The 18,275-nt window shown below is 69.4% G+C and carries 17 protein-coding genes; 3 read left to right on the top strand and 14 right to left on the bottom strand.

From position 1 onward, the window contains the following. Window position 1: 1 nt before the first annotated feature. The 8 genes from ESZ52_RS04215 to ESZ52_RS04250 form a co-directional block, all read right to left on the bottom strand. Window positions 2-994, bottom strand: a complete 993-nt coding sequence (locus ESZ52_RS04215; RefSeq protein ID WP_181009928.1) for a DUF418 domain-containing protein — start codon at window positions 992-994, stop codon at window positions 2-4. 540 nt (window positions 995-1,534) lie between these two features. Continuing rightward, a complete protein-coding gene (locus ESZ52_RS20075) occupies window positions 1,535-1,750 on the bottom strand; it encodes an ArsR family transcriptional regulator (protein WP_425600033.1) in 216 nt (71 codons plus the stop codon). A gap of 206 nt (window positions 1,751-1,956) precedes the next feature. After that, a complete protein-coding gene (locus tag ESZ52_RS04225; protein WP_181009929.1) occupies window positions 1,957-2,316 on the bottom strand; it encodes a fluoride efflux transporter FluC in 360 nt (119 codons plus the stop codon). Next, the gene (locus ESZ52_RS04230) at window positions 2,313-2,777 is read right to left on the bottom strand and encodes a fluoride efflux transporter FluC (protein ID WP_131103833.1); all 465 of its coding nucleotides are present in this window, start codon (window positions 2,775-2,777) and stop codon (window positions 2,313-2,315) included. The genes ESZ52_RS04225 and ESZ52_RS04230 overlap by 4 nt, the downstream gene beginning before the upstream one ends. A 338-nt stretch (window positions 2,778-3,115) precedes the next feature. Next, complete coding sequence (locus ESZ52_RS04235) at window positions 3,116-4,021, bottom strand: NADP-dependent oxidoreductase (protein WP_131103834.1); 906 nt, start codon at window positions 4,019-4,021, stop codon at window positions 3,116-3,118. Window positions 4,022-4,067: 46 nt separating this feature from the next. Continuing rightward, complete coding sequence (locus tag ESZ52_RS04240) at window positions 4,068-4,493, bottom strand: cupin domain-containing protein (RefSeq protein WP_131103835.1); 426 nt, start codon at window positions 4,491-4,493, stop codon at window positions 4,068-4,070. Between the two features lie 97 nt (window positions 4,494-4,590). Beyond that, window positions 4,591-6,567 (bottom strand): heavy metal translocating P-type ATPase, encoded by a 1,977-nt coding sequence (locus ESZ52_RS04245; RefSeq protein WP_131103836.1) that lies wholly within the window; start codon window positions 6,565-6,567, stop codon window positions 4,591-4,593. A 130-nt stretch (window positions 6,568-6,697) separates the two neighbouring features. After that, window positions 6,698-6,931 carry a heavy-metal-associated domain-containing protein gene (locus tag ESZ52_RS04250; RefSeq protein ID WP_131103837.1) on the bottom strand — a complete coding sequence of 78 codons (234 nt, stop codon included), beginning with the start codon at window positions 6,929-6,931 and terminating at the stop codon, window positions 6,698-6,700. Window positions 6,932-7,102: 171 nt separating this feature from the next. Between ESZ52_RS04250 and ESZ52_RS04255 the strand changes: the two genes are divergently transcribed. Continuing rightward, entirely contained in the window at window positions 7,103-9,550 is a 2,448-nt protein-coding gene (locus tag ESZ52_RS04255) for a phosphoketolase family protein (RefSeq protein ID WP_131103838.1), read from the top strand. A gap of 62 nt (window positions 9,551-9,612) precedes the next feature. Here the strand turns inward: ESZ52_RS04255 and ccsB are convergent, their stop codons facing one another. From ccsB to ESZ52_RS04285, 6 genes are all read right to left on the bottom strand, one after another. Next, window positions 9,613-10,632, bottom strand: coding sequence for a c-type cytochrome biogenesis protein CcsB (ccsB, locus tag ESZ52_RS04260; protein ID WP_131103839.1), 1,020 nt, complete (start codon window positions 10,630-10,632; stop codon window positions 9,613-9,615). Beyond that, the gene (gene resB, locus ESZ52_RS04265) at window positions 10,629-12,275 is read right to left on the bottom strand and encodes a cytochrome c biogenesis protein ResB (protein ID WP_131103840.1); all 1,647 of its coding nucleotides are present in this window, start codon (window positions 12,273-12,275) and stop codon (window positions 10,629-10,631) included. The genes ccsB and resB overlap by 4 nt, the downstream gene beginning before the upstream one ends. 1 nt (window position 12,276) lies before the next feature. Beyond that, window positions 12,277-13,023, bottom strand: a complete 747-nt coding sequence (locus ESZ52_RS04270; protein ID WP_131103841.1) for a cytochrome c biogenesis CcdA family protein — start codon at window positions 13,021-13,023, stop codon at window positions 12,277-12,279. Further along, on the bottom strand, window positions 13,016-13,618 hold the full coding sequence (locus tag ESZ52_RS04275) for a TlpA family protein disulfide reductase (protein WP_238154465.1): 603 nt from the start codon (window positions 13,616-13,618) through the stop codon (window positions 13,016-13,018). The genes ESZ52_RS04270 and ESZ52_RS04275 overlap by 8 nt, the downstream gene beginning before the upstream one ends. Window positions 13,619-13,802: 184 nt before the next feature. Beyond that, window positions 13,803-14,384, bottom strand: a complete 582-nt coding sequence (locus ESZ52_RS04280) for a CueP family metal-binding protein (RefSeq protein WP_131103842.1) — start codon at window positions 14,382-14,384, stop codon at window positions 13,803-13,805. Window positions 14,385-14,505: 121 nt separating this feature from the next. Further along, on the bottom strand, window positions 14,506-15,165 hold the full coding sequence (locus ESZ52_RS04285) for a DUF305 domain-containing protein (RefSeq protein WP_202865407.1): 660 nt from the start codon (window positions 15,163-15,165) through the stop codon (window positions 14,506-14,508). Window positions 15,166-15,999: 834 nt separating this feature from the next. Here ESZ52_RS04285 and ESZ52_RS04295 point away from each other — a divergent pair. Continuing rightward, window positions 16,000-17,055, top strand: coding sequence for a type II glyceraldehyde-3-phosphate dehydrogenase (locus ESZ52_RS04295; RefSeq protein ID WP_131103843.1), 1,056 nt, complete (start codon window positions 16,000-16,002; stop codon window positions 17,053-17,055). A 156-nt stretch (window positions 17,056-17,211) separates the two neighbouring features. Then, on the top strand, window positions 17,212-18,180 hold the full coding sequence (locus ESZ52_RS04300) for a DMT family transporter (protein WP_131103844.1): 969 nt from the start codon (window positions 17,212-17,214) through the stop codon (window positions 18,178-18,180). The last annotated feature ends 95 nt before the right edge of the window (window positions 18,181-18,275 follow it).

An 18,275-nucleotide genomic window follows, 5' to 3' on the forward strand; every position in this document is an offset into this window, starting at 1 on the left:
GTCACGGTCGCGAGGCGGGGCTGCGGGGTCCCATGAGCCAGGGTTTCCTGAGCAGCCATTCCAGCGGTCCTGGTCGTCCTGTCTTGCTCCAGAGACCAGCTGCGCCGACGATGACAGCGTTGAGGGCTGTGGCGACGAAAATGCCGCCGCCTGGGGTGAATCCGTCGGCGGGCATGATCAGGGCCAGGATCACCACGTGCAGCACGTAGGCGGTAAAGGCGAAACGTCCGGTGTCTGCCAGGACGCTCCTGATCCGGGGGGCGGCGGTCTGCCACCGTAAGCACGCCCCGATGACCAGCACCGCACCGCCCACGCTCGAGATGAGCCACAACGGCATCTGCCCGTGCGCGACGCCGGTCAGCAGGCGCAACGGTCCGGTGTCGGCGCGCTCACCCAGGACGGCGTAGTTCGCGTAGGCGACCGCGGCACCACCCACGGCTGCGACAGCACCCCATACGACCATCCGCCACGTGGTTTGGGCGCGACGCAGATCGACCCGGGCGAGCAGCAGCCCGACGATGAAGGGCACCGTCCAACTGGCCAACGGGTAAGGCCCGGACAAGGTCAGGGAGAACACCAGATCGTCTGGGGGAGTAGTCACGGATACGCCCTGCAGTCCCTTGTGCCACGGGTGCACGAGGTCGTGATAGACGATGAGGCCTGGCCCGAGCACCATGACGATTGCCGCTACCGCGGCCAGGGCGCGAGACGGCAGACGCCATAGCAACGGAGCGAACAGGAACAGCACCGCATAGGTCTGCAGGATGATGCTGACCCGGTCGGTCATCGTCTGCAGGGCCAGCCCCAGCGTGAACAGCAGGACGACCCGCCACAGCAGATCCGGCCAGAGTCGATCCCGGCGGCTCGTCAACAGGTACCCCATGCCCAGCCCGGCGACAGTGACGAAGAGTACTGAGGCCCGGCCGTATGGGAGGAGGTAGAGGCGGTGGAGAAAGGAAGTGGCAGGCAGCGGCCCCACGTTGACGATGATCATGCCGAGGATCGCCAAGCCTCGTGCCACGTCCAGTCCTACCAGGCGGGGTCGCTTTGCACCCCTGACGTCGTCTGTCCTGGGGACAGCATGGCGGCGCGGCATGATGTGAGGGTATCCAAGGTACGAGACGCAATCTTCAGGCCCGCAGCTGGACTACCCTCAAGGTTCACCCGGTACACCTTGCCGGATCAGCCCCGCTCGTGGTGTTGGCTGAGCTCCCGTCGATCACCGTCGGCACGAGCGTCTGGTGGGATGCCTGCCTCTCTGGTCATCGGTGACGAGCGGGCCCTCTCAGTGAGCTAGCAATCAGCCAACCGGCGCACGCCCTCTCGACCGTATGAAGCGGCGCACGGACTTCGGTCCCAGCCTGGGCAGGCAGACAGACCTCGCTGGCCGAGTGGAATCACCGACGCGGTCATCACGGGGCTGGACGTCGGCGCAATTGTCCTCCTGTTACCCGTCCGGTCGAGCAGACCTGGGGCTGTCCCTGGCGCCCTGTCTGTGCAGGCAGTTCTCAATACGTGTGTGGCTCGGTGCCGGTCACCTCGCCGGTGACGTGCTCGGCGTGGGAGGGGGCCTCGGTGAGGAGGCGGCGGACCTGGGCGGCTGCAGACGAGGCCGACCAGGCGCAGTTTGGTTCAGGTGCTGGCTGATGGCGGAGGGGGCGGCGTCAACGAGCTGGGACATTGTGGTGACGTTGGCCTCGCGCCGGAGTAGGACCCACAGGATCATCAACCGGGTGGGGTCGGCGAGCATGCGGAAGGCCTCGACAGCAGCTGGGCGTGCTCATCGGTGGGGATGGAACTCGTGTTCGCGGGACGCTGCCTTCTCTGGTTGCCGCGGCCGCCCCTTCCCGCGGTAATGAAGTGGTTTGGCACGCCCACCCAGCAAGGACCGCCCGGACCGGGCCGTTGAACACCGTGGACTCGCCCAGCTGCGGTGGTGCGGTGGTGTGCGCTGCCTCAAGCCAGGACGGCCAGCGTGAGCAGAGCGGCGGTGAGTCCGAGGATCAGGGTGAGGAGGAGGTATGCGGCGGCGACCCCAGGGGTGTGACGTCCGAGCTGTGCCGTCTGCACTGCCAGCGTGCTCCACGTGGTGAGGGCACCGCACAGCCCGGTCCCCAGGAGGAGAACCATCACCGGCGACTCCACAAGGGCTACCACCGCGCCGAGGCCTGCTGAACCGACCGTGTTGACGACCAGCAGGCCGCGCAACGGTCCCCAAGACGCGGTGGTGAACAGGTGACGCAAGAGGGCTCCGACCGCACCGCCGACCGCCACGGCAAGGACCGCCCAGCCCCAGGTGACGCTGGGGTCTGTCACGGCAGGTTCCAGAGCTGACGCACCAAGGTGGCAGCCAGACCTGCCCCGGTCACGCACAGGAGTGGTGTCGCCACCAGATAGGTCAGGGCGACCGCCGGAGCGGCGTCCGTCAGGAGAATGACTTGCATTGTGTACGTGGAGAAGGTGGTGAACCCACCGAGCACACCGGTTGCAAAGAATGCCCGGTGCACTCCCGAGCCGACGCCACTATCGAGCACCACCACGACGGCCCCAAGCACGGCCGAGCCGAACACATTGACCAGAAGGGTCCCCCACGGAACCGACCCTGGAGTGACCGGCAGCAGCAGATCGACGACCCACCTGAGCAGGCTGCCAGTGGCGCCGCCGAGAGCGACCGCCAGCAGGGTGCGGGCCGCGGTCGTCACCCCGGAAGCGTAGCGACCGCTGACCCTCCCGGCACACCCGCAGCCGAACCAGTTCACCGTCAGGGCGGTGGTCATCGCGCACTGGGTGCCCGCATCGACGCATCACCGGCGTGCTTATGGGCGCCCTCATCATGCCCCGTGCCGCACCAGCCTGCGCCAGGACGGCATGGGCGCCCAGCACCGCCAGGCCGGTGGTGATGGTGCACGTGTGCAGGTCGTGCACGCCCCGCACGTGCGGTCCTGGACGATGAGTGCTTCACCGACGGTCACGCCGCGAGATGCTCCAAAGCTTCGGGACGGCGTCGCCGCCTACTTCACCGTCAGCATCGACCAGGGGAGATCTCACCGATGGCCTTGTTCGATGAGGGCCCCGGCACCTGGGTCGGGTGCCGGGGCTGCGCCCGAGGGGAGGGTCAGGGCACGATGACGGTCTTGCCCACCGCGTGACCGGTCTCGACGACGGCTAGAGCTTGGCGGGCTTGGTCCAACGGGTATTCCCCGCTGATCCGCGGAGTGATCACCTCGTATCCGATCACCGAGGTGATCTTCATCAACGTCTCGGGGTCACGCGAGCGGCCCGCACCGCCCAGCTCGATCGCAGTCTCGGGGTCGGCGGCAGAGACGATCCGGTCCGGTGTCGTGGCCAGCGGCGCGACATCCCGCAGCGCCTGACCTCCGACGAGGTCGACGATGAGGTCGACGCCCTGAGGGGCGAGTTCGCGGACGGCTGCGGGGGCCTCTTGGCCGGCGGCCACGAACGAGGCCCCGGTCGATTCGACGAGGTCACGCTTGTCCGGTGAGGCGATCCCGATGACCCGGAACTCGTGCAACAGACCGATCTCGGCCGCCAGGTGGCCGACGCCGCCACCTGCCCCGAGGACAAGCATGGTCTGACCGGTCTCGAGCTCGATCTCGTGGGTGAGGTCGTATGCCGTGGTCCCGGCGACCGGGATGGTGGCTGCCACGGCGAACGAGATCGCTTCTGGCTTGGCGACGGCCTGGTCGCCGCGCAGCAGGGCATGGTCTGCGAACCCGCCCTGTCCCGGCGCGACCGGCCCCAGGACCTCGTCGCCCTCGGCAAACTCCTCGACTTCCGGTCCGACCGCGGCGACGACGCCGGCGACCTCGCGGCCCATCGGGGCTGGCAGTTGTCCGTCCCGCCCGAGGTGGCCATCGCGGATCTTCCAGTCCACCGGGTTCACCCCGGCGGCGCGGACCTCGACAAGGAGCTCACCCGCCCCCGGCTCGGGGATGGGGCGTTCTATCAGCTCCTCCCCTTCGGGACCGCCGTACTGGTTGAACACGTACACCCGTGACATCTCTTTTCTCCCTTCTCTCAATCTTGACGTAAGTGCCCGAAGTTGCTCAGTGCGCGGGTGGTTCGTCGTGGCCCTCCGCATGGGCCCGGTCGGCCTCCTCCTTGGTGGCGAAGGCAGCCTGCGGAGAGTGCTCGGGCGGGGCGTAGATGGTGTAGAGCACCAGTGGCTCCTGGCCGGTGTTGCGGAAGTTGTGCTCCGCTCCGGCCGGTACGGCGCACTGGTCGCCCGCCTCGACGGGGTGCGTGTGACCGGCGAGGTCCGCGTGCCCGGTCCCGCTGATGAAGGTCAGGATCTGGTCGCCGTGCTCGTGCACCTCGGCACCGATCTCCTCACCCGGTGGGATGGTCATGATGACGATCTGGGCGTGCTCACCGGTCCACAGGACCCTGCGGTAGTCGGGGCTCTCCTGCGCGGCGTCGGCGATGGTGAAGTGCTCGATGTTCTGACCGAGGGAGAAATTCTCCTGAGTCATGGTGCTCCTTTCGTGTCCGTTGCGGACGTTGTTGTCGGTAGGTGGCAGCCGCGCGGGGCCCGGGTCATTCAGGGCCGCCGCGCGGCAGTTGTTGGGTTCACGCGGGCTGCGGGGCGCGCTCCTGGGCCTTGACGGTGGCCGGGGTGCTCGGGCCGCTGCCGGTGGCCTGGGCGGCCGGGTCCTCCTTGCGGCGCAGCAGGCGCATCGCGTTGACGATGACGATGAGCACGGAGGCCTCGTGGACGAGCATCCCGATGGCCATCGTGACGCCGCCGAACAGGACGCCGAACATGAGGACCGCCACGGTGGCGAGCGCGATGACGATGTTCTGGCGCATGTTGTTCACGGTGCGCTTGGCGAGGGAGACCGCTTCGGGCAGCTTGAGCAGGTTGTCGTTCATCAGGGCGATGTCGGCGGTCTCGATCGCGACGCCGGTGCCGGCGGCACCCATCGCCACGCCGATGTCCGCGGTGGCCAGGGCGGGGGCGTCGTTGACGCCGTCACCGACCATGGCCACGGTGTAGCCCTGCTGACGCAGCTCGTCGACCGCCTGCAGCTTGTCCTCGGGCAGCAGCCCGGCCCGGACCTCGTCGATGCCGACCTGGGCACCGACGGCCTGGGCGACCGGCTCGATGTCGCCGGTGAGCATGACGACCTTCTTGACACCCGCGTTGTGCAGCCGGCGCACCATCTCGGGGGCGTCGGTGCGGATCTTGTCCGCCACGGCGACCACGCCGATCGCTCGGCCGTCGCAGGCGACGACCATCGGTGTGCGGCCCTTCGCGGCCAGGTCGGCCACGACCTGCGCGGCCCTGCCGTGGTCCCGCACGCCGTCGCCCACCTCGGCCTGGAGCAGGGCCAGGTTGCCGACCGCGACGCGGTGACCGTCCAGCGTGGCCACGATGCCCTTGCCGGGGACCGGCTCGGTGTGCTGGGGCAGGCCGAGCACCGGCAGACCACGCTCTGCCGCAGCCTCCAGGATGGGGCGGGCCAGCGGGTGTTCGGAGCCGGCCTCGGCGCGAGCGGCATACCGCAGCACCTCGTCCTCGTCGACCGGCGGGTGGTCCGGACCGAGATCGGTCTCGAGCACGACCACGTCGGTCAGCTGCGGACGACCCTCGGTGAGGGTGCCGGTCTTGTCCAGCGCGACGGCGTCGATCTTGGCGGAGGTCTCGAGGAACTCGCCGCCCTTGATCAGCATGCCGTCCTTGGCGCCGCGGCCGATGCCGGCCACGATCGAGACGGGGATGGAGATGACCAGCGCGCCGGGGCAGGCGATGACCAGCAGGGTCAGGGCCAGGACGACGTCCTGGGTGACGAGGCCGAAGACGATCGCGAGCACGATGATCGCGGGGGTGTACCAGGAGGAGAAGCGGTCCATGAACTTCTGCGTCTTCGCCTTGGCGTCCTGCGCCTCCTCGACCCGGTGGATGATCCGGGCCAGGGTGGTGTCGGCGCCGACCCCGGTGGCCTTGACCTGCAGGAAGCCCCCGGTGGAGATGGTGCCGGCGAAGACCTGATCGCCGGTGGTCTTCTCCACCGGGATCGACTCGCCGGTGATGGAGGCCTCGTCCAGCGCGCCGGTGCCGCCGGTGACCTTGCCATCCACCGGCACCTTGGCGCCGTTCTTGACCAGGACGATCTCGCCGAGCCCCACCTCGTGGGCGGGGACCTCGACCTGCTCGTCGTCCCGCAGCACGATGGCCACGTCGGGCGCGACCGCGACCAGCTCGGCCAGCGCCGAGCGGGTCTTGTTCAGGGTGGCGTCCTCCAGGGCGTGGCCGATGGCGAACAGGAAGGTCACCGCGGCGGCCTCCCAGTACTCACCGATGATGACCGCGCCGATGGCGGCGATCGAGACCAGCAGGTCGATGCCGATCACCTTGACGCTGAGCGCGGTGACGGCCTTCTTCACCACGGGGGTGCCCGCGACGACCGCGGCGGCGACCATCAGCAGGTCACCCCACAGCTGGTTCTCCCAGATCCGGCTGGTCGCGACCGACGCCAGGATCAGCAGCCCCGAGACCACGGGGACGGCCCAACGGCCGAACACCCACGTCTGGACCTTGTTCATGCGTTCTTTCCTCTCAAGACTGATGGGTATGTGGCGGGCTGCCGGTGTTGGTGCACGGCTCAGGGCCCGCCCCTGGGAAGGGGGCGGGCCCTGACGCTGTGCGTGTGGCGAGCTCCCCCGGGTGGACTGCTCAGAAGGCGGCAGGCGTGGCCTTGTAGCCAGCCTTGTCCACCGCGGCGACGAGGTCGTCGGCGCTCACTCGCGCGGGGTCGTGGGCGACCTCGACGCGGGAGGAGGCGAAGTGGACCTTCACCGACTCCACGCCCTTGAGGCGGCCGACCTGCTTCTCGATCTTGGCCACGCAGCTGGGGCAGGAGAAGCCCTGCGCGCGAAGGATGGTCTTCTTGGTGGTGGCGGTGCTCATGAGGTGTCCCTCCGGTTGTCTGTGGTTCCCCCTCGTGGGGCTGTTACTGACAACGTACGGAGAATGCGGACAGGGTTCCTTGACGCAGGTCAAGTCCCGGGCCCGGGAGCAACACCCCAGCGTGGGGCGATGCCTCTTGCGCTGCGGCCGTTGGGTGGACAAGGTGGGGCCATGTCTGCCGAGCCGAAGACCACGCCCGCCACCCTGGACGACAGCGACGTCGCTGCGGTCGACGCCTGGTGGCGTGCCGCCAACTACCTGGCCGTGGGCCAGATCTACCTGATGGACAATGCCCTGCTGAAGCGTCCGTTGGTTGACGAGGACGTCAAGCCCCGGCTTCTCGGGCACTGGGGCACATCCCCGGGGCAGAACTTCCTGTACGCCCACCTCAATCACCAGATCCGAGAGCACGATCTGGACATGATCTACCTCAGTGGCCCCGGCCACGGTGGTCCCTCGCTTGTCGCAGCGGCGTGGTTGGAGGGCACCTACTCCGAGGTGTACTCCCACATCGGCCCGGACGAGCGTGGCCTGCAGCGACTGTTCCGGCAGTTCTCCTTCCCCGGTGGCATCCCCAGCCATGTGGCGCCGGAGACGCCGGGCTCGATCCACGAGGGTGGGGAGCTGGGTTACGTGCTCTCGCACGCCTACGGTGCCGCGTTCGACAACCCGGACCTGATCGCGGTCGCGGTGATCGGCGACGGCGAGGCCGAGACGGCCCCGCTGGCCACGGCCTGGCACAGCAACAAGTTCCTCGACCCCCGGGTGGACGGGACGGTGCTGCCGATCCTGCACCTGAACGGCTACAAGATCGCCAACCCCACGGTCCTGGATCGGATCCCGCGTGCGGAGCTCGAGGCGCTGATGGTTGGCTACGGCCACCGGCCGTACTTCTTCGAGGGCGGCTTCGACGACGAGGCCCCTGCCGACACGCACCGGCGATTCGCCGCCCTGCTCGGTGAGGTGTTGGCGGAGATCGCGACGATCCGTGCCAGCGCGCGGGACGGCATACTCACCGAGCGCCCGCGGTGGCCGATGATCGTCTTCCGCACGCCCAAGGGGTGGACGGGCCCGGCGGAGGTCGACGGGCTGCCGGTCGAGGGCACCTGGCGTAGCCACCAGGTACCGATGGCCGCGGTGCGCGGCAACGAGGAGTACACGCGCCTGCTGGAGGCTTGGATGCGCAGCTACCGCCCGGAGGAGCTCTTCGACGAGGACGGCAGGATCGTGTCGCTGATCGCGCGCAACAACCCCGAGGGCCTGCGCCGGATGAGCGCCAACCCGCACGCCAACGGCGGGATGCTCACCCGAGACCTGGACCTGCCGGACTTCCGCGGGTATGGGGTGGACGTCCCGTCCCCGGGTGGAGCCACGGCTGAGCCGACGCGGGTGCTGGGGACGTGGGTCGCGGACGTGGTGGACCGCAACCGGGAGACGTTCCGCGTCTTTGGGCCGGACGAGACGCACTCCAACCGCCTCGGCGCCGCGGTCGAGGCGGGGGGCAAGACGTGGCAGGCGCAGGTGGTGGACACCGACGTGGACCTCTCGCGCACCGGGCGGGTGATGGAGGTGCTCTCCGAGCACCAGTGCCAGGGCTGGTTGGAGGGCTACCTGCTCACCGGGAGGCACGGCCTGTTCAACAGTTACGAGGCGTTCGTGCACATCGTCGACTCGATGTTCAACCAGCACGCCAAATGGCTGGACGCGTGCCGCGACATCCCGTGGCGGGTGCCCGTCCCGTCGCTGAACTACCTGCTCTCCTCGCACGTGTGGCGCCAGGACCACAACGGCTTCTCCCACCAGGACCCTGGCTTCCTGGACGTGGTGATGAACAAGACCGCCGACGTCATCCGGATCTACCTGCCGCCGGACGCCAACACGCTGCTGTCGACGTTCGACCACGTCCTGCGCAGCAGGAACTACGTCAACGTCGTCGTCGCCGGCAAGCAGCCCGGTCCGCAGTGGCTGACGATGGAGGAGGCCGTGCTGCACTGCACCCGTGGAATAGGGATCTGGGACTGGGCCGGCTCCGAGATGCCCGGGGAGAAGCCCGACGTGGTGCTCGGCTGCGCCGGCGACGTCCCCACGATCGAGGCCATCGCCGCGGCGAAGCTCCTGCGCGAGCACCTGCCCGACCTGCGGGTCCGTGTCGTCAACGTCGTCGACCTCATGCGGCTGCAGGACGCCAAGGAGCATCCGCACGGGCTGGACCACCGCGACTTCGACGCGCTGTTCACGACCGACCGGCCGGTGATCTTCGCCTTCCACGGCTACCCCTCGCTGGTGCACAAGCTCACCTACCGGCGGACCAACCACCCCAACATCCACGTGCGGGGGTTCAAGGAGGAGGGAACGACCACGACGCCGTTCGACATGCTGATGCTCAACGACCTGGACCGGTACCGGCTGGTGGCCGACGTGATCGACCGGGTGCCCGGGCTGGCGGAGCGTGCGTCCGTGCTGCGTCAGGAGATGCTCGACACCCGGGTGCGCGCCCGGCAGTGGACGCGGGAGCACGGCGAGGACCTGCCCGAGGTGGCGCAGTGGGTGTTCCAGGACCGGGACAACACGCAGGGTTCCGGCGCGCCCGGCACGGACACCGGCGGCGACAACGAGTAGCACCCGGCGCCTTGTCGGTAGCGGCGGGAGTTGAGCGGGCTGCTCGGACGGTTCGGGCCTGCTCAGGCCACGCCGGAGTAGGAGTGCAGGCCGGTGATCAGCAGGTTGACCACGGTGTAGTTGATGATGACGCAGAGCATGCCGATGAGCGCGACGTAGGTGGCCTTCCGCTTGGTCCAGCTGCTGGTCGCTCGGGAGTGGAGGTAGGCGGCGTAGACGACCCAGATGACGAAGGTCCAGACCTCCTTGGGGTCCCAGCCCCAGTAGCGTCCCCAGGCGACCTCGGCCCAGATGGCGCCGGTGATCAGGGTGAAGGTCCACAGCGGGAAGGCGAAGATGTGCATCCCGTAGGTCATCGTCTCCAGCTTGTCTGCCTGGGGCAGCGCGGCCAACCAGCCGCGGACGCGGTTGGTGCGTTCGGCCGAGTCGCGCAGCAGGTAGGTGACCGCGAGAGCGGCGCCGATGACGAAGAGCGCGACCGACAGGGTGGCCAGGGTGACGTGGATGGACAGCCACATGGTGTTGTCGAGGGCGGGCATGAGCTGTGAGGCATCGGTGTACCAGATCTTGCCTGCGATGAGCACCACCATGACGGGAAGCACCACGAAGGGGCCGAGCCAGAGCCGGTCCTGCCGCAGGCTCCAGGCGCAGAAGACGACGAGGGCGAACGTGGCGGCGACGATCGCGAACTCGTACATGTTGCCCAGGGGCCAACGCTGCACCGACAGCCCGCGCAGCACGGTGCCTGCGAGAACTGCGAAGGTAGCCAGCCAGGTCAGCTGCATACCCAGGACGCCCCAGCGGCGGGTGACGCCGGCTGGGTGGTCGACAGTCGGCGGCTCCAGCGCTGCGGAGGTCGGGGTGGCGTCCGGGGAGGTGTCCGATGGGTCCGCCCCGCGACTCGTGCGCCGGGCGCCCACGGGCAGGGGGGTGTGCTGCAGGACCGTGTCGTCGGACTGGCGTTGCCGGGCGGCTCCGGTGATGGCCAGGTGGGCGGAGAAGGAGATGAGAGCCAGGGCGAGCACGGCCAGGCTGGCCCAGATGGCGATGTCGCTGGCCAGTGCGAGCTGCGGGTCGGTCATGGGGTGTCCTCGTGGCTTCCTGGGGTGGGCGGATGGTGTGTCGCGGAGGTGGCGGCGATCCGGGCGAGCACGTCGTCGACGATCCGCTGGAGGGCGGGGTCGGTGCCCTTGGGCAGACCGCCGACCGTCACCACGACCTGACCTGTGGCGGCCGCCGTGGAGTCGTCGGGCTCGATGCGCACGTAGATCCGGCGGTGTCTGACGCCGAGCATCAACGCCAGCCCGGCGCCGGCTGCTAGGGCGAAGGCGAGGGCCGGCATCCGGCCCGGGTCGTGCCGGACGAGCAGGCCGGCCCAGCGGATGACGCCCTCGAGCTCCACGGTGGTGCCGTCGGGCAGTTCGAAGTACTCCCCGGGACGCAGGAGCATCGCGACGGGGGCACCCTCGCCGTCGGTCATCTGTGTCATCTGCTCGGTGTCGATGGTGAAGATCGACTGGGGCCGGCCGTCGGCGAACAGGTCGCCCTCGAACGCGGTCAGTACCAGGGCAGGGTCGGCTAGGCCGGGGAAGGAGGAGGTCATGCCGAGCTCGGGGTCGAGCCGTAGGGTCGGCAGGAAGCCGCCGACCAGACCGAGGCCGGGGTCGCGGGCGGTGACCTTGATGGCGCCCTCGCTGGCGTAGTTGTTGTCCTGGGGCAGGAACGTCACGGCGTCGGAGTACAGGAGCTGCCCGTCCGGGGCGCGGATGGTCACCACGGGCGCGTAGCCGTTGCCCAGGAGGAAGATGGAGTCGCCGTCGACGGAGACGGGGTGGTTGACGGCGAACTGCTGCTGCTCGGGGGCCTGTCCGGGAATGTCGACGGTGGCGAGCCCGTCGAACTTGCGCGGCTGGCCGAACTGGGCGCCGTCGGCCTGGGTCTCGAACGCCACATCGAGCCGGTCCAGCTGCACGGTGAAGGTTGGGATGTTGTCGGTGCTGGCCAGGGGTCCGAGGTTGAGGGTGTCGAAGCTGGCCGGGCCGGCGGTCCAGGACTGGCCCTCCTTGATGATGATCTCTCCCCGCCAGCCGAGCAGGTGCCCGGCGGCGAACGCGACGATGACCCCCAGCATGGCCAGGTGGAAGAGCAGGTTGCCGGTCTCCTTCAGGTACCCCTTCTCTCCGGTGAGGGACCGGTCGCCGGCCCCGGCCTGGCGCAGCCGATACCTCTTGGCGGCCAGGACGTCCCGGGCCGTTGCCAGCACGGAGCCCGGGGCGCCGGGAACGGTCGCCTGGGCCATCGCAGGCAGCCGGCCCAGACGACGCGGCGCCCGTGGAGGCTCGGCCCGCAGGGCCCGGGCGTGTTGCGCGGTCCGCGGGATGATGCAGCCGAGGAGGCTGATCATGAGCAGCAGGTAGATCGAGGCGAACCAGGGGGAGGAGAAGACGTCGAAGAGGAACAGCCGGTCCAGCCAAGGTGCCAGGTCCGGGTTGTCCTCCACGAAACGTCGCACCTGTACCGGGTCAACTGAGCGTTGGGGGAACAGCGAGCCGGGGATGGAGGCGGCGGCGAGAAGCAGCAGCAGCATGATCGCGGTGCGCATGCTGGTCAGCTGGCGCCAGCCCCACCGGGCCCACCCCCGGGGGCCCAGACGCGGGCCGCCCACGGTGGTGCGGTCCTTGGGGTAGGCCGGCTCGATCCGCTGCGGCGTCTGGGTGTCGGGCACGTCAGATCACCGTGGTGAAGTTGCCGGTGAGCCGGGTCTGCACCCAGGCCATCGCCTCTGCCCAGACCCCGAAGATCATGAGCAGACCGAGCAGGACGAGCAGGGCACCACCGGCCCGCTGCACGGTCAGGTAGTGGCGTCGTAGCCAGCGGGAGCCACGCCTGACCGATCCCATGCCGGCGGCGACCAGGACGAAGGGCAGACCGAGGCCGGCGCAGTACGCCAGGGCGAGCACGACCGCTCGGCCCAGCGCGCCGTCACCGGGCAGGATCGAGGTGCCCAGGGTCTGGATCGCGGCGAGCGCGGGCCCGGTGCAGGCGGAGAAGCCCAGCCCGAAGACGACGCCCAGCAGGGGGGCCCCGGCGAGCCCGGACGCGGGGCGCCATCGCAGGGAGAAGGAGGGCGAGACCTGCAGCAGCATGACCAGGCCAAGGCCGGTGACGATGAGGCCACCCACGCGCAGCAGCAGGCCTTGGTTGGCGGCCAGGACCAGCCCGAGGGAGGAGATGACCACGCTCATCGCGATGAACACACTGGAGAAGCCAGCGACGAACAACCCGGAGCCGAGGACCGGGCGCCACCGGGGTGGGGCTGGAGCCGGGGTGGCGCCGCCCGTCATGCCGGACAGGTAGCCGATGTAGCCGGGGACCAGCGGCAGCACGCAGGGGCTGGCGAAGGACACCAGACCCGCCAGGGCCGCGATCGCGGTGGCGAGCAGCAGGGGGCCGGTGAGCACGACCTCACTCATCGCCGGCCTCTCTGGCCAGCACGTCGTCGATCAGTCCGCGCAGTGTGGTGGCGTCGACCGCGCCGCTCACGCGCGCGGCGACCCGGCCCTGTGGGTCGAGCAGGATCGTGGAAGGTGTGGCCACTGCGAGGCCGCCCAGCTGGGCACGGGTGCGGCCACCGTCGTCCTGCAGGGAAGGGTAGGGGATGCCGTACCTCTCCTGGAAGGCCAAGGCGCTGGGCACAGAGTCGCGAGAGTTGACACCGACGAACTGCACCGGCTCACCGGCCTGGTCCAGGTCGGAGGCGACCTGGACCAGGTCCGGGGTCTCCTCGATGCATGGTGCGCACCAGGACCCCCAGACGTTGATGACGACGGCCTGGCCCCGGTGGTCCGCGGCGGACCACGGATCGCCCTCCAGCGTGGTGCCCTGCAGGGTCAGGACGGTCTGGCGCTGCTCGGGAGGCAGGGACTCGATCGTGCCGTCCCCGGCGACGTAGCCCTTCTGGTCACCCTGGCGCATCTGCTCGGAGATGTTCGGGCCAGACTCGCCGCAGCCAGCAAGCAGCAGGGCGAACGCCGCCACGAGCGCGGCTCTCCGGTGGGTCCGTCTCACCGGTACTCACCCGTCGTGCGTGGACGGCCCTGGCACGGCCGAGGGCGGCGCCTGGTCGGTTCCGGCCCACGGGCAGAGGTGGCGGCGCGCTCTCGCTCCTGGCATCCGGTGCGAGAATCTGCCGCGCTCCGGGTGGTGGAGGTGGAGGAGCTCTGGTGGCGGTGCTGGCCGGTCATGGCGCCGTTCACCGCAGCTGCAGGGTGGTCAGGCAGGTGGGGGCGTCCGCGCCGGTAGTGATCGGCGTGCTGGCTCTGCGACCCTCGTGCTCGACCGTGAGGGTGGCCTCCATGTCTGCCGGGAGCCACAACCCCGCGAACCCGTTGTCCTGGGTCCGCACGGTCTGGTCGAGAACGACGGCGCCATCCTTGTCGCTGACCACGCGGACGGTGATGTCCTCGTTCCCGAGCTCGCCGCGGCAGGTGGTGAGGCTGTGGAAGTGGCACTCGTGTGTCTGCTCCAGGTAGGGGGCCACCGAGAGGTAGAACGCGTCATCGGGCAGCGGCAGCCGCTCCTCGCGGCCCTCGACGTCGGTCATCAGCACCGACTCCGGTTGCACCGAGGCGATCAACCCGGGCGGACGTTCGGAGACGGGGGTTGCCTCCAGCCGGTCGATGACGTCCCGGGCCTCCAGGCCATCCAGACCGTGCTCGGTCACCAGGTCCTGCTGGCCACCGTCCGTCGTGGCGGTGCTGCACCCGCTGAGGACCAGCAGGAGGGCTGTGAGGAGCCCGGCGAGGGGTGGGACGAGGGTGGGTCGAGAACGCATGCGAGACACCGTAACAACCCCTACCGGGTGGGGGTATGAAGGGTCTTCCTTGCCGTGCTCGTCGCCCTGACGGGCGGCGCGCGGTCACTGGGACACCCGCCGCAGTTGCCTCATCCCGATGTTAGAGGTTGCTCAGGATCTGCTCCATCGTGGCAATCTCGGCACGCTGGTCGTCGATAATTTTTTCGGCCAGGTCCAGTGCCTGCGGGTTGCGCCCGTCCTGCAGCTCAGACTCCGCCATCTCGACGGCGCCCCGGTGGTGGGCGATCATCAGGTCCAGGAAGCGTCGGTCGAAGTCGGTCCCCGAGAGAGACTGCAGCTCGGCCATCACCTCCTGCTGGTCCATGCCGTCCATCTCCATGGCGCCCATGTCCATGTCGCCCTGGCCCATATCGCCGTGGTCCATGCCACCGGTCCCGCTCGCGGGGGCGGGCTCCTCGCCCCAGGCACTGAGCCAGGACTGCATCTTCTCGATCTCGGGCCCCTGGGCTGCGGAGATGTCCTCGCCGAGCGCACGCACCTCCTCCGAGTCGGCCTTCTCCACCGCGAGGTCGGCCATCTCGATCGCGCCCTCATGGTGCACGATCATCATCTGGGCGAAGGTGGTGTCGGCGTCGTTGTGTGCCCCGTCGGCGGTCGTCTGCGTGGCGCCGGGCGCGGCCCCTCCGCTGACAGTGTCAGATGGTGGGCTGGCGTCCTCGGTACTCTCTCCACACCCGGCGAGGACCAGGGTGAAGGTGGCGATGGCGACAGGGAGCAGAATTTTGTAGCGGGTCATCATGAGCCTCCGTGCGGTATCAGGTGGGCGACCGTCAGTCCCCGCGTTGCCGTGCTGGACGCAGGGTCGGACGAACACTTCTTTCTCACCGACGCTAACCGCTGTGGAATGCAGGCAAGACCACAACGGGTTGGGTGCGGGACATCTCCATCAAGTCTCCATAATTCCTCGGTCGTCCCGCACGAACCGGCCCGAAGGCCCGCATGCTGGGCCGCCGTCCATCAGCCTGTCGAGCCTTCGCGACGACCTGGACTGCTCTGCGTTCTCGGGGCTCCAGCGCCGGAGTGCGCCTACCGGTGCTGGCGAGGACTCCACTCGCCCCGGACGACATCGAGGACTTCACCGGATCTCCACCGTTCCGGTGTCGGACCCAGACCATGTGTGTGGTTTGGTTGAAGGGAACTGGTACCCCCCTGGGGTTTGGAGGTTGGCGATGGCGGTGACACGGACCTACTGGGTCTCTGGTCTGACCTGCGGTGCCTGCCTGGCCCTGGTTCTGGACGCCGTGCGGTCGTTGTCCGGCGTGGGGCCGGTGGGGGTGGATCTGGTGCGTGGGGGTGGGTCCCGGCTGGTCATGACCGCGACGAGGGAGCATCCGGTCGAGGCCACCCGTGCCACGGTGGAGCTAGGGGTTTCGCTTTGGTCGAGCCTGTGGGAGTCAGGTCCGGGTCCGGCGCGCCGCCAGCAGGCACCGAGCACGCTCAGCAGGCCTTGGCTGTTCACGTCCCTGCCGCCTTGGGTGGGGTGTGAAGGAGAGGCGGGGGCCGGAGTTCGAAGACCGAGCAGGAAGTAGACCCGACCAAGGAAGAAGACCGAGAGAGAAGAGTGGAGATTTCAATGAATGTGCGAGTTGCGGTCAACGGTTACGGCGTGATCGGGAAGCGGGTCGCGGACGCGGTGCGGGACATGCCGGACATGGACCTGGTCGGCGTCGCCGACATCGCTACCGACTGGCACGTGCGCACCGCCGCCGGCCTGGGGATCCCGGTGTTCGCGGCGACCGAGGAGGCACGCGCCGCGATGGGCGATGCCGGGGTGCCGGTGGCGGGCTCGCTGGCCGACCTGCTGTCGCAGGTCGATGTCGTGGTGGACACCACCCCCAAGAAGGTCGCCGCCACCAACCTCGAGCTTTACCGAGATGCTGGGGTCAAGGCGGTGCTGCAGGGTGGGGAGTCCCACGCCACTACCGGCCACTCCTTCGTGGCGCAGGCGAACTACGCCACCGCGGTCGGTCGGGACGCCACCCGGGTGGTGTCCTGCAACACCACCGGCACCGTCCGGGTGCTCGGCGCGTTGCAGGACGCGGGTCTGCTGGCCCGCGCCCGGGGAGTGCTGATCCGGCGGGCCACCGACCCGGTGGAGTCGCACCAGGGCGGCATCATGAACACCGTGGTCCCCGAGGGTTCTATCCCCTCCCACCAGGGTCCCGACGCGCGTACGGTGCGCCCGGAGCTTGACGTGGTCACGATGGCAGCCAAGGCGTCGCACACCCAGACCCACAGCCACTTCTGGACGTTGCAGCTGACCCGCCCTGCCAGTCGTGGGGAGCTGCTGGAGGCGCTGCGGGCCGCGCCCCGGATCGCCTTTGTCCGGATGGCCGACGGCGTGACCGCACTGAACACCACCGTGGAGCTCATGCGGGACCTGGGCCGGCCACGGGGGGACATGTGGGAGGTCGCAGTGTGGGAGGACGTCCTGACCGTAGAGGGGGATGAGGCCTACCTGACCTACCAGGTCGACAACGAGGCCATCGCCACTCCCGAGACCATCGACGCGATCCGGGCATTGGCTGGGACCGTGACCGACGGCGCCACCTCCATCGCGATGACGGATGAGATCCTGGGCATGCGCCGGGAGTTCCTGCCCGCCCCGGCCTCGGCACCGATGGACTAAGGGCACGGGGGCAACGTGGGCCGTCAGGGGACCGGTGCTGACCGCGCCCGTCCCGGTCGGCATCCGGTGACCAGGGCTGGCGTGGACGGCCTTGGGGGCACCACTGCGCTGGCCGCGCCGGTGACCGGGGCATCGCAACGGCCGCAACCGGTGCGGATGCTGTGGATCACGGCGGCCTGGGGGGCGTGCTTCGTGGCGATCGAGTGGGGCCTGCGCGACGCCCCGTTGCTGTGGTTCGCCGCATTACGGGCGGTGGTGGCCGGCGCCGCCCTGCTGGCCCTGGGTGGTCTGCAGCACCGCCTCGCCCCCAGCGGCCCGCGGGCCTGGGGGATCATCGCCGTCCTGGGCTTGGTCAACGTCACGGTCGCCTTCGCCGCCATGTTTGCCGGCGTGGCCGGCGGCGCTGCCGGTACCGCGGCGGTGCTGGCCAACGCCCAACCGCTGCTCATCCTCCTGCCGGCCTGGTGGATGTTTGGCGAGCAGCTTTCTCTGCGTACGGCTGCCGCCCTGGTGCTGGGGTTCGCCGGGCTCGTCCTGGTCGCGCTGCCCGCGGGCGGGGGCAGCGGTGCCGCACTGTCGCTGCTCGCAGCGGTTGCCGTGACGGCAGGCACCCTGCTCTCCCGCCGACTGGCCGGGCTGGACCTGGTTACTGCTACGGCGTGGCACCTGCTGATCGGCGGGGCGGGTCTGGTGCTGCTGGCTGCGGCCGTGGAGGGCGCGCCGGTGATCTCCTGGACCCCCCGCTTCATCGTCATGCTCCTGTTCCTGGCCCTTGTCGGTACTGCGGCAACCACGGTGGCGTGGTTCGCCGAGGCCCGCCACAGCCGGCTCGACACGTTGGCCACGTGGACGTTCCTGACCCCGGTCTTCGGCATCGCGCTGGCCGCGCTCGCCCTGGGTGAACGCCCAGATGGGTTGACCGCCCTCGGGCTGACAGCGGTGCTCATGGCCATGTGGGCCGCTCTGCACGCACCACCCCCCACGCCAGCGCCTGCGGTGCGCGTTCCAGGCCCTGACAGCCTCGGTGGCGACCCCCACCATGATCCGGCGCACCCGCGGCCGCCCTCCCGGTCGTGTCCGGGCCCCTTTGGCAGCCCGCCCTCACCGGCGCGGTCTCCCCGGTAGGAGGCGGTGATCTTCGACCTGGACACTGTGGTGACCCGACAGCGCCACACTGCACGCCCAGGCGTGGCGGCAGTTCTTCGAGGAGGTGCTCGCCG

Origin of the sequence: Ornithinimicrobium sufpigmenti, assembly GCF_004322775.1 — a bacterium.
Taxonomy (GTDB): domain Bacteria; phylum Actinomycetota; class Actinomycetes; order Actinomycetales; family Dermatophilaceae; genus Ornithinicoccus; species Ornithinicoccus sufpigmenti.

Bases quoted from the DNA above. Each gene is read 5' to 3' on its own strand.
- ESZ52_RS20075 (WP_425600033.1), bottom strand. From the start codon at position 1,750: ATGCTCGCCGACCCCACCCGGTTGATGATCCTGTGGGTCCTACTCCGG.
- ESZ52_RS04270 (WP_131103841.1), bottom strand. From the start codon at position 13,023: ATGAGTGAGGTCGTGCTCACCGGCCCCCTGCTGCTCGCCACCGCGATC.
- ESZ52_RS04255 (WP_131103838.1), top strand. From the start codon at position 7,103: ATGTCTGCCGAGCCGAAGACCACGCCCGCCACCCTGGACGACAGCGAC.
- ESZ52_RS04250 (WP_131103837.1), bottom strand. From the start codon at position 6,931: ATGAGCACCGCCACCACCAAGAAGACCATCCTTCGCGCGCAGGGCTTC.
- ESZ52_RS04285 (WP_202865407.1), bottom strand. From the start codon at position 15,165: ATGATGACCCGCTACAAAATTCTGCTCCCTGTCGCCATCGCCACCTTC.
- ESZ52_RS04245 (WP_131103836.1), bottom strand. From the start codon at position 6,567: ATGAACAAGGTCCAGACGTGGGTGTTCGGCCGTTGGGCCGTCCCCGTG.
- ESZ52_RS04215 (WP_181009928.1), bottom strand. From the start codon at position 994: ATGATCATCGTCAACGTGGGGCCGCTGCCTGCCACTTCCTTTCTCCAC.
- ccsB (WP_131103839.1), bottom strand. From the start codon at position 10,632: ATGACCGACCCGCAGCTCGCACTGGCCAGCGACATCGCCATCTGGGCC.
- ESZ52_RS04295 (WP_131103843.1), top strand. From the start codon at position 16,000: ATGAATGTGCGAGTTGCGGTCAACGGTTACGGCGTGATCGGGAAGCGG.
- ESZ52_RS04235 (WP_131103834.1), bottom strand. From the start codon at position 4,021: ATGTCACGGGTGTACGTGTTCAACCAGTACGGCGGTCCCGAAGGGGAG.
- ESZ52_RS04300 (WP_131103844.1), top strand. From the start codon at position 17,212: ATGCTGTGGATCACGGCGGCCTGGGGGGCGTGCTTCGTGGCGATCGAG.
- ESZ52_RS04230 (WP_131103833.1), bottom strand. From the start codon at position 2,777: ATGACCACCGCCCTGACGGTGAACTGGTTCGGCTGCGGGTGTGCCGGG.
- ESZ52_RS04240 (WP_131103835.1), bottom strand. From the start codon at position 4,493: ATGACTCAGGAGAATTTCTCCCTCGGTCAGAACATCGAGCACTTCACC.
- ESZ52_RS04280 (WP_131103842.1), bottom strand. From the start codon at position 14,384: ATGCGTTCTCGACCCACCCTCGTCCCACCCCTCGCCGGGCTCCTCACA.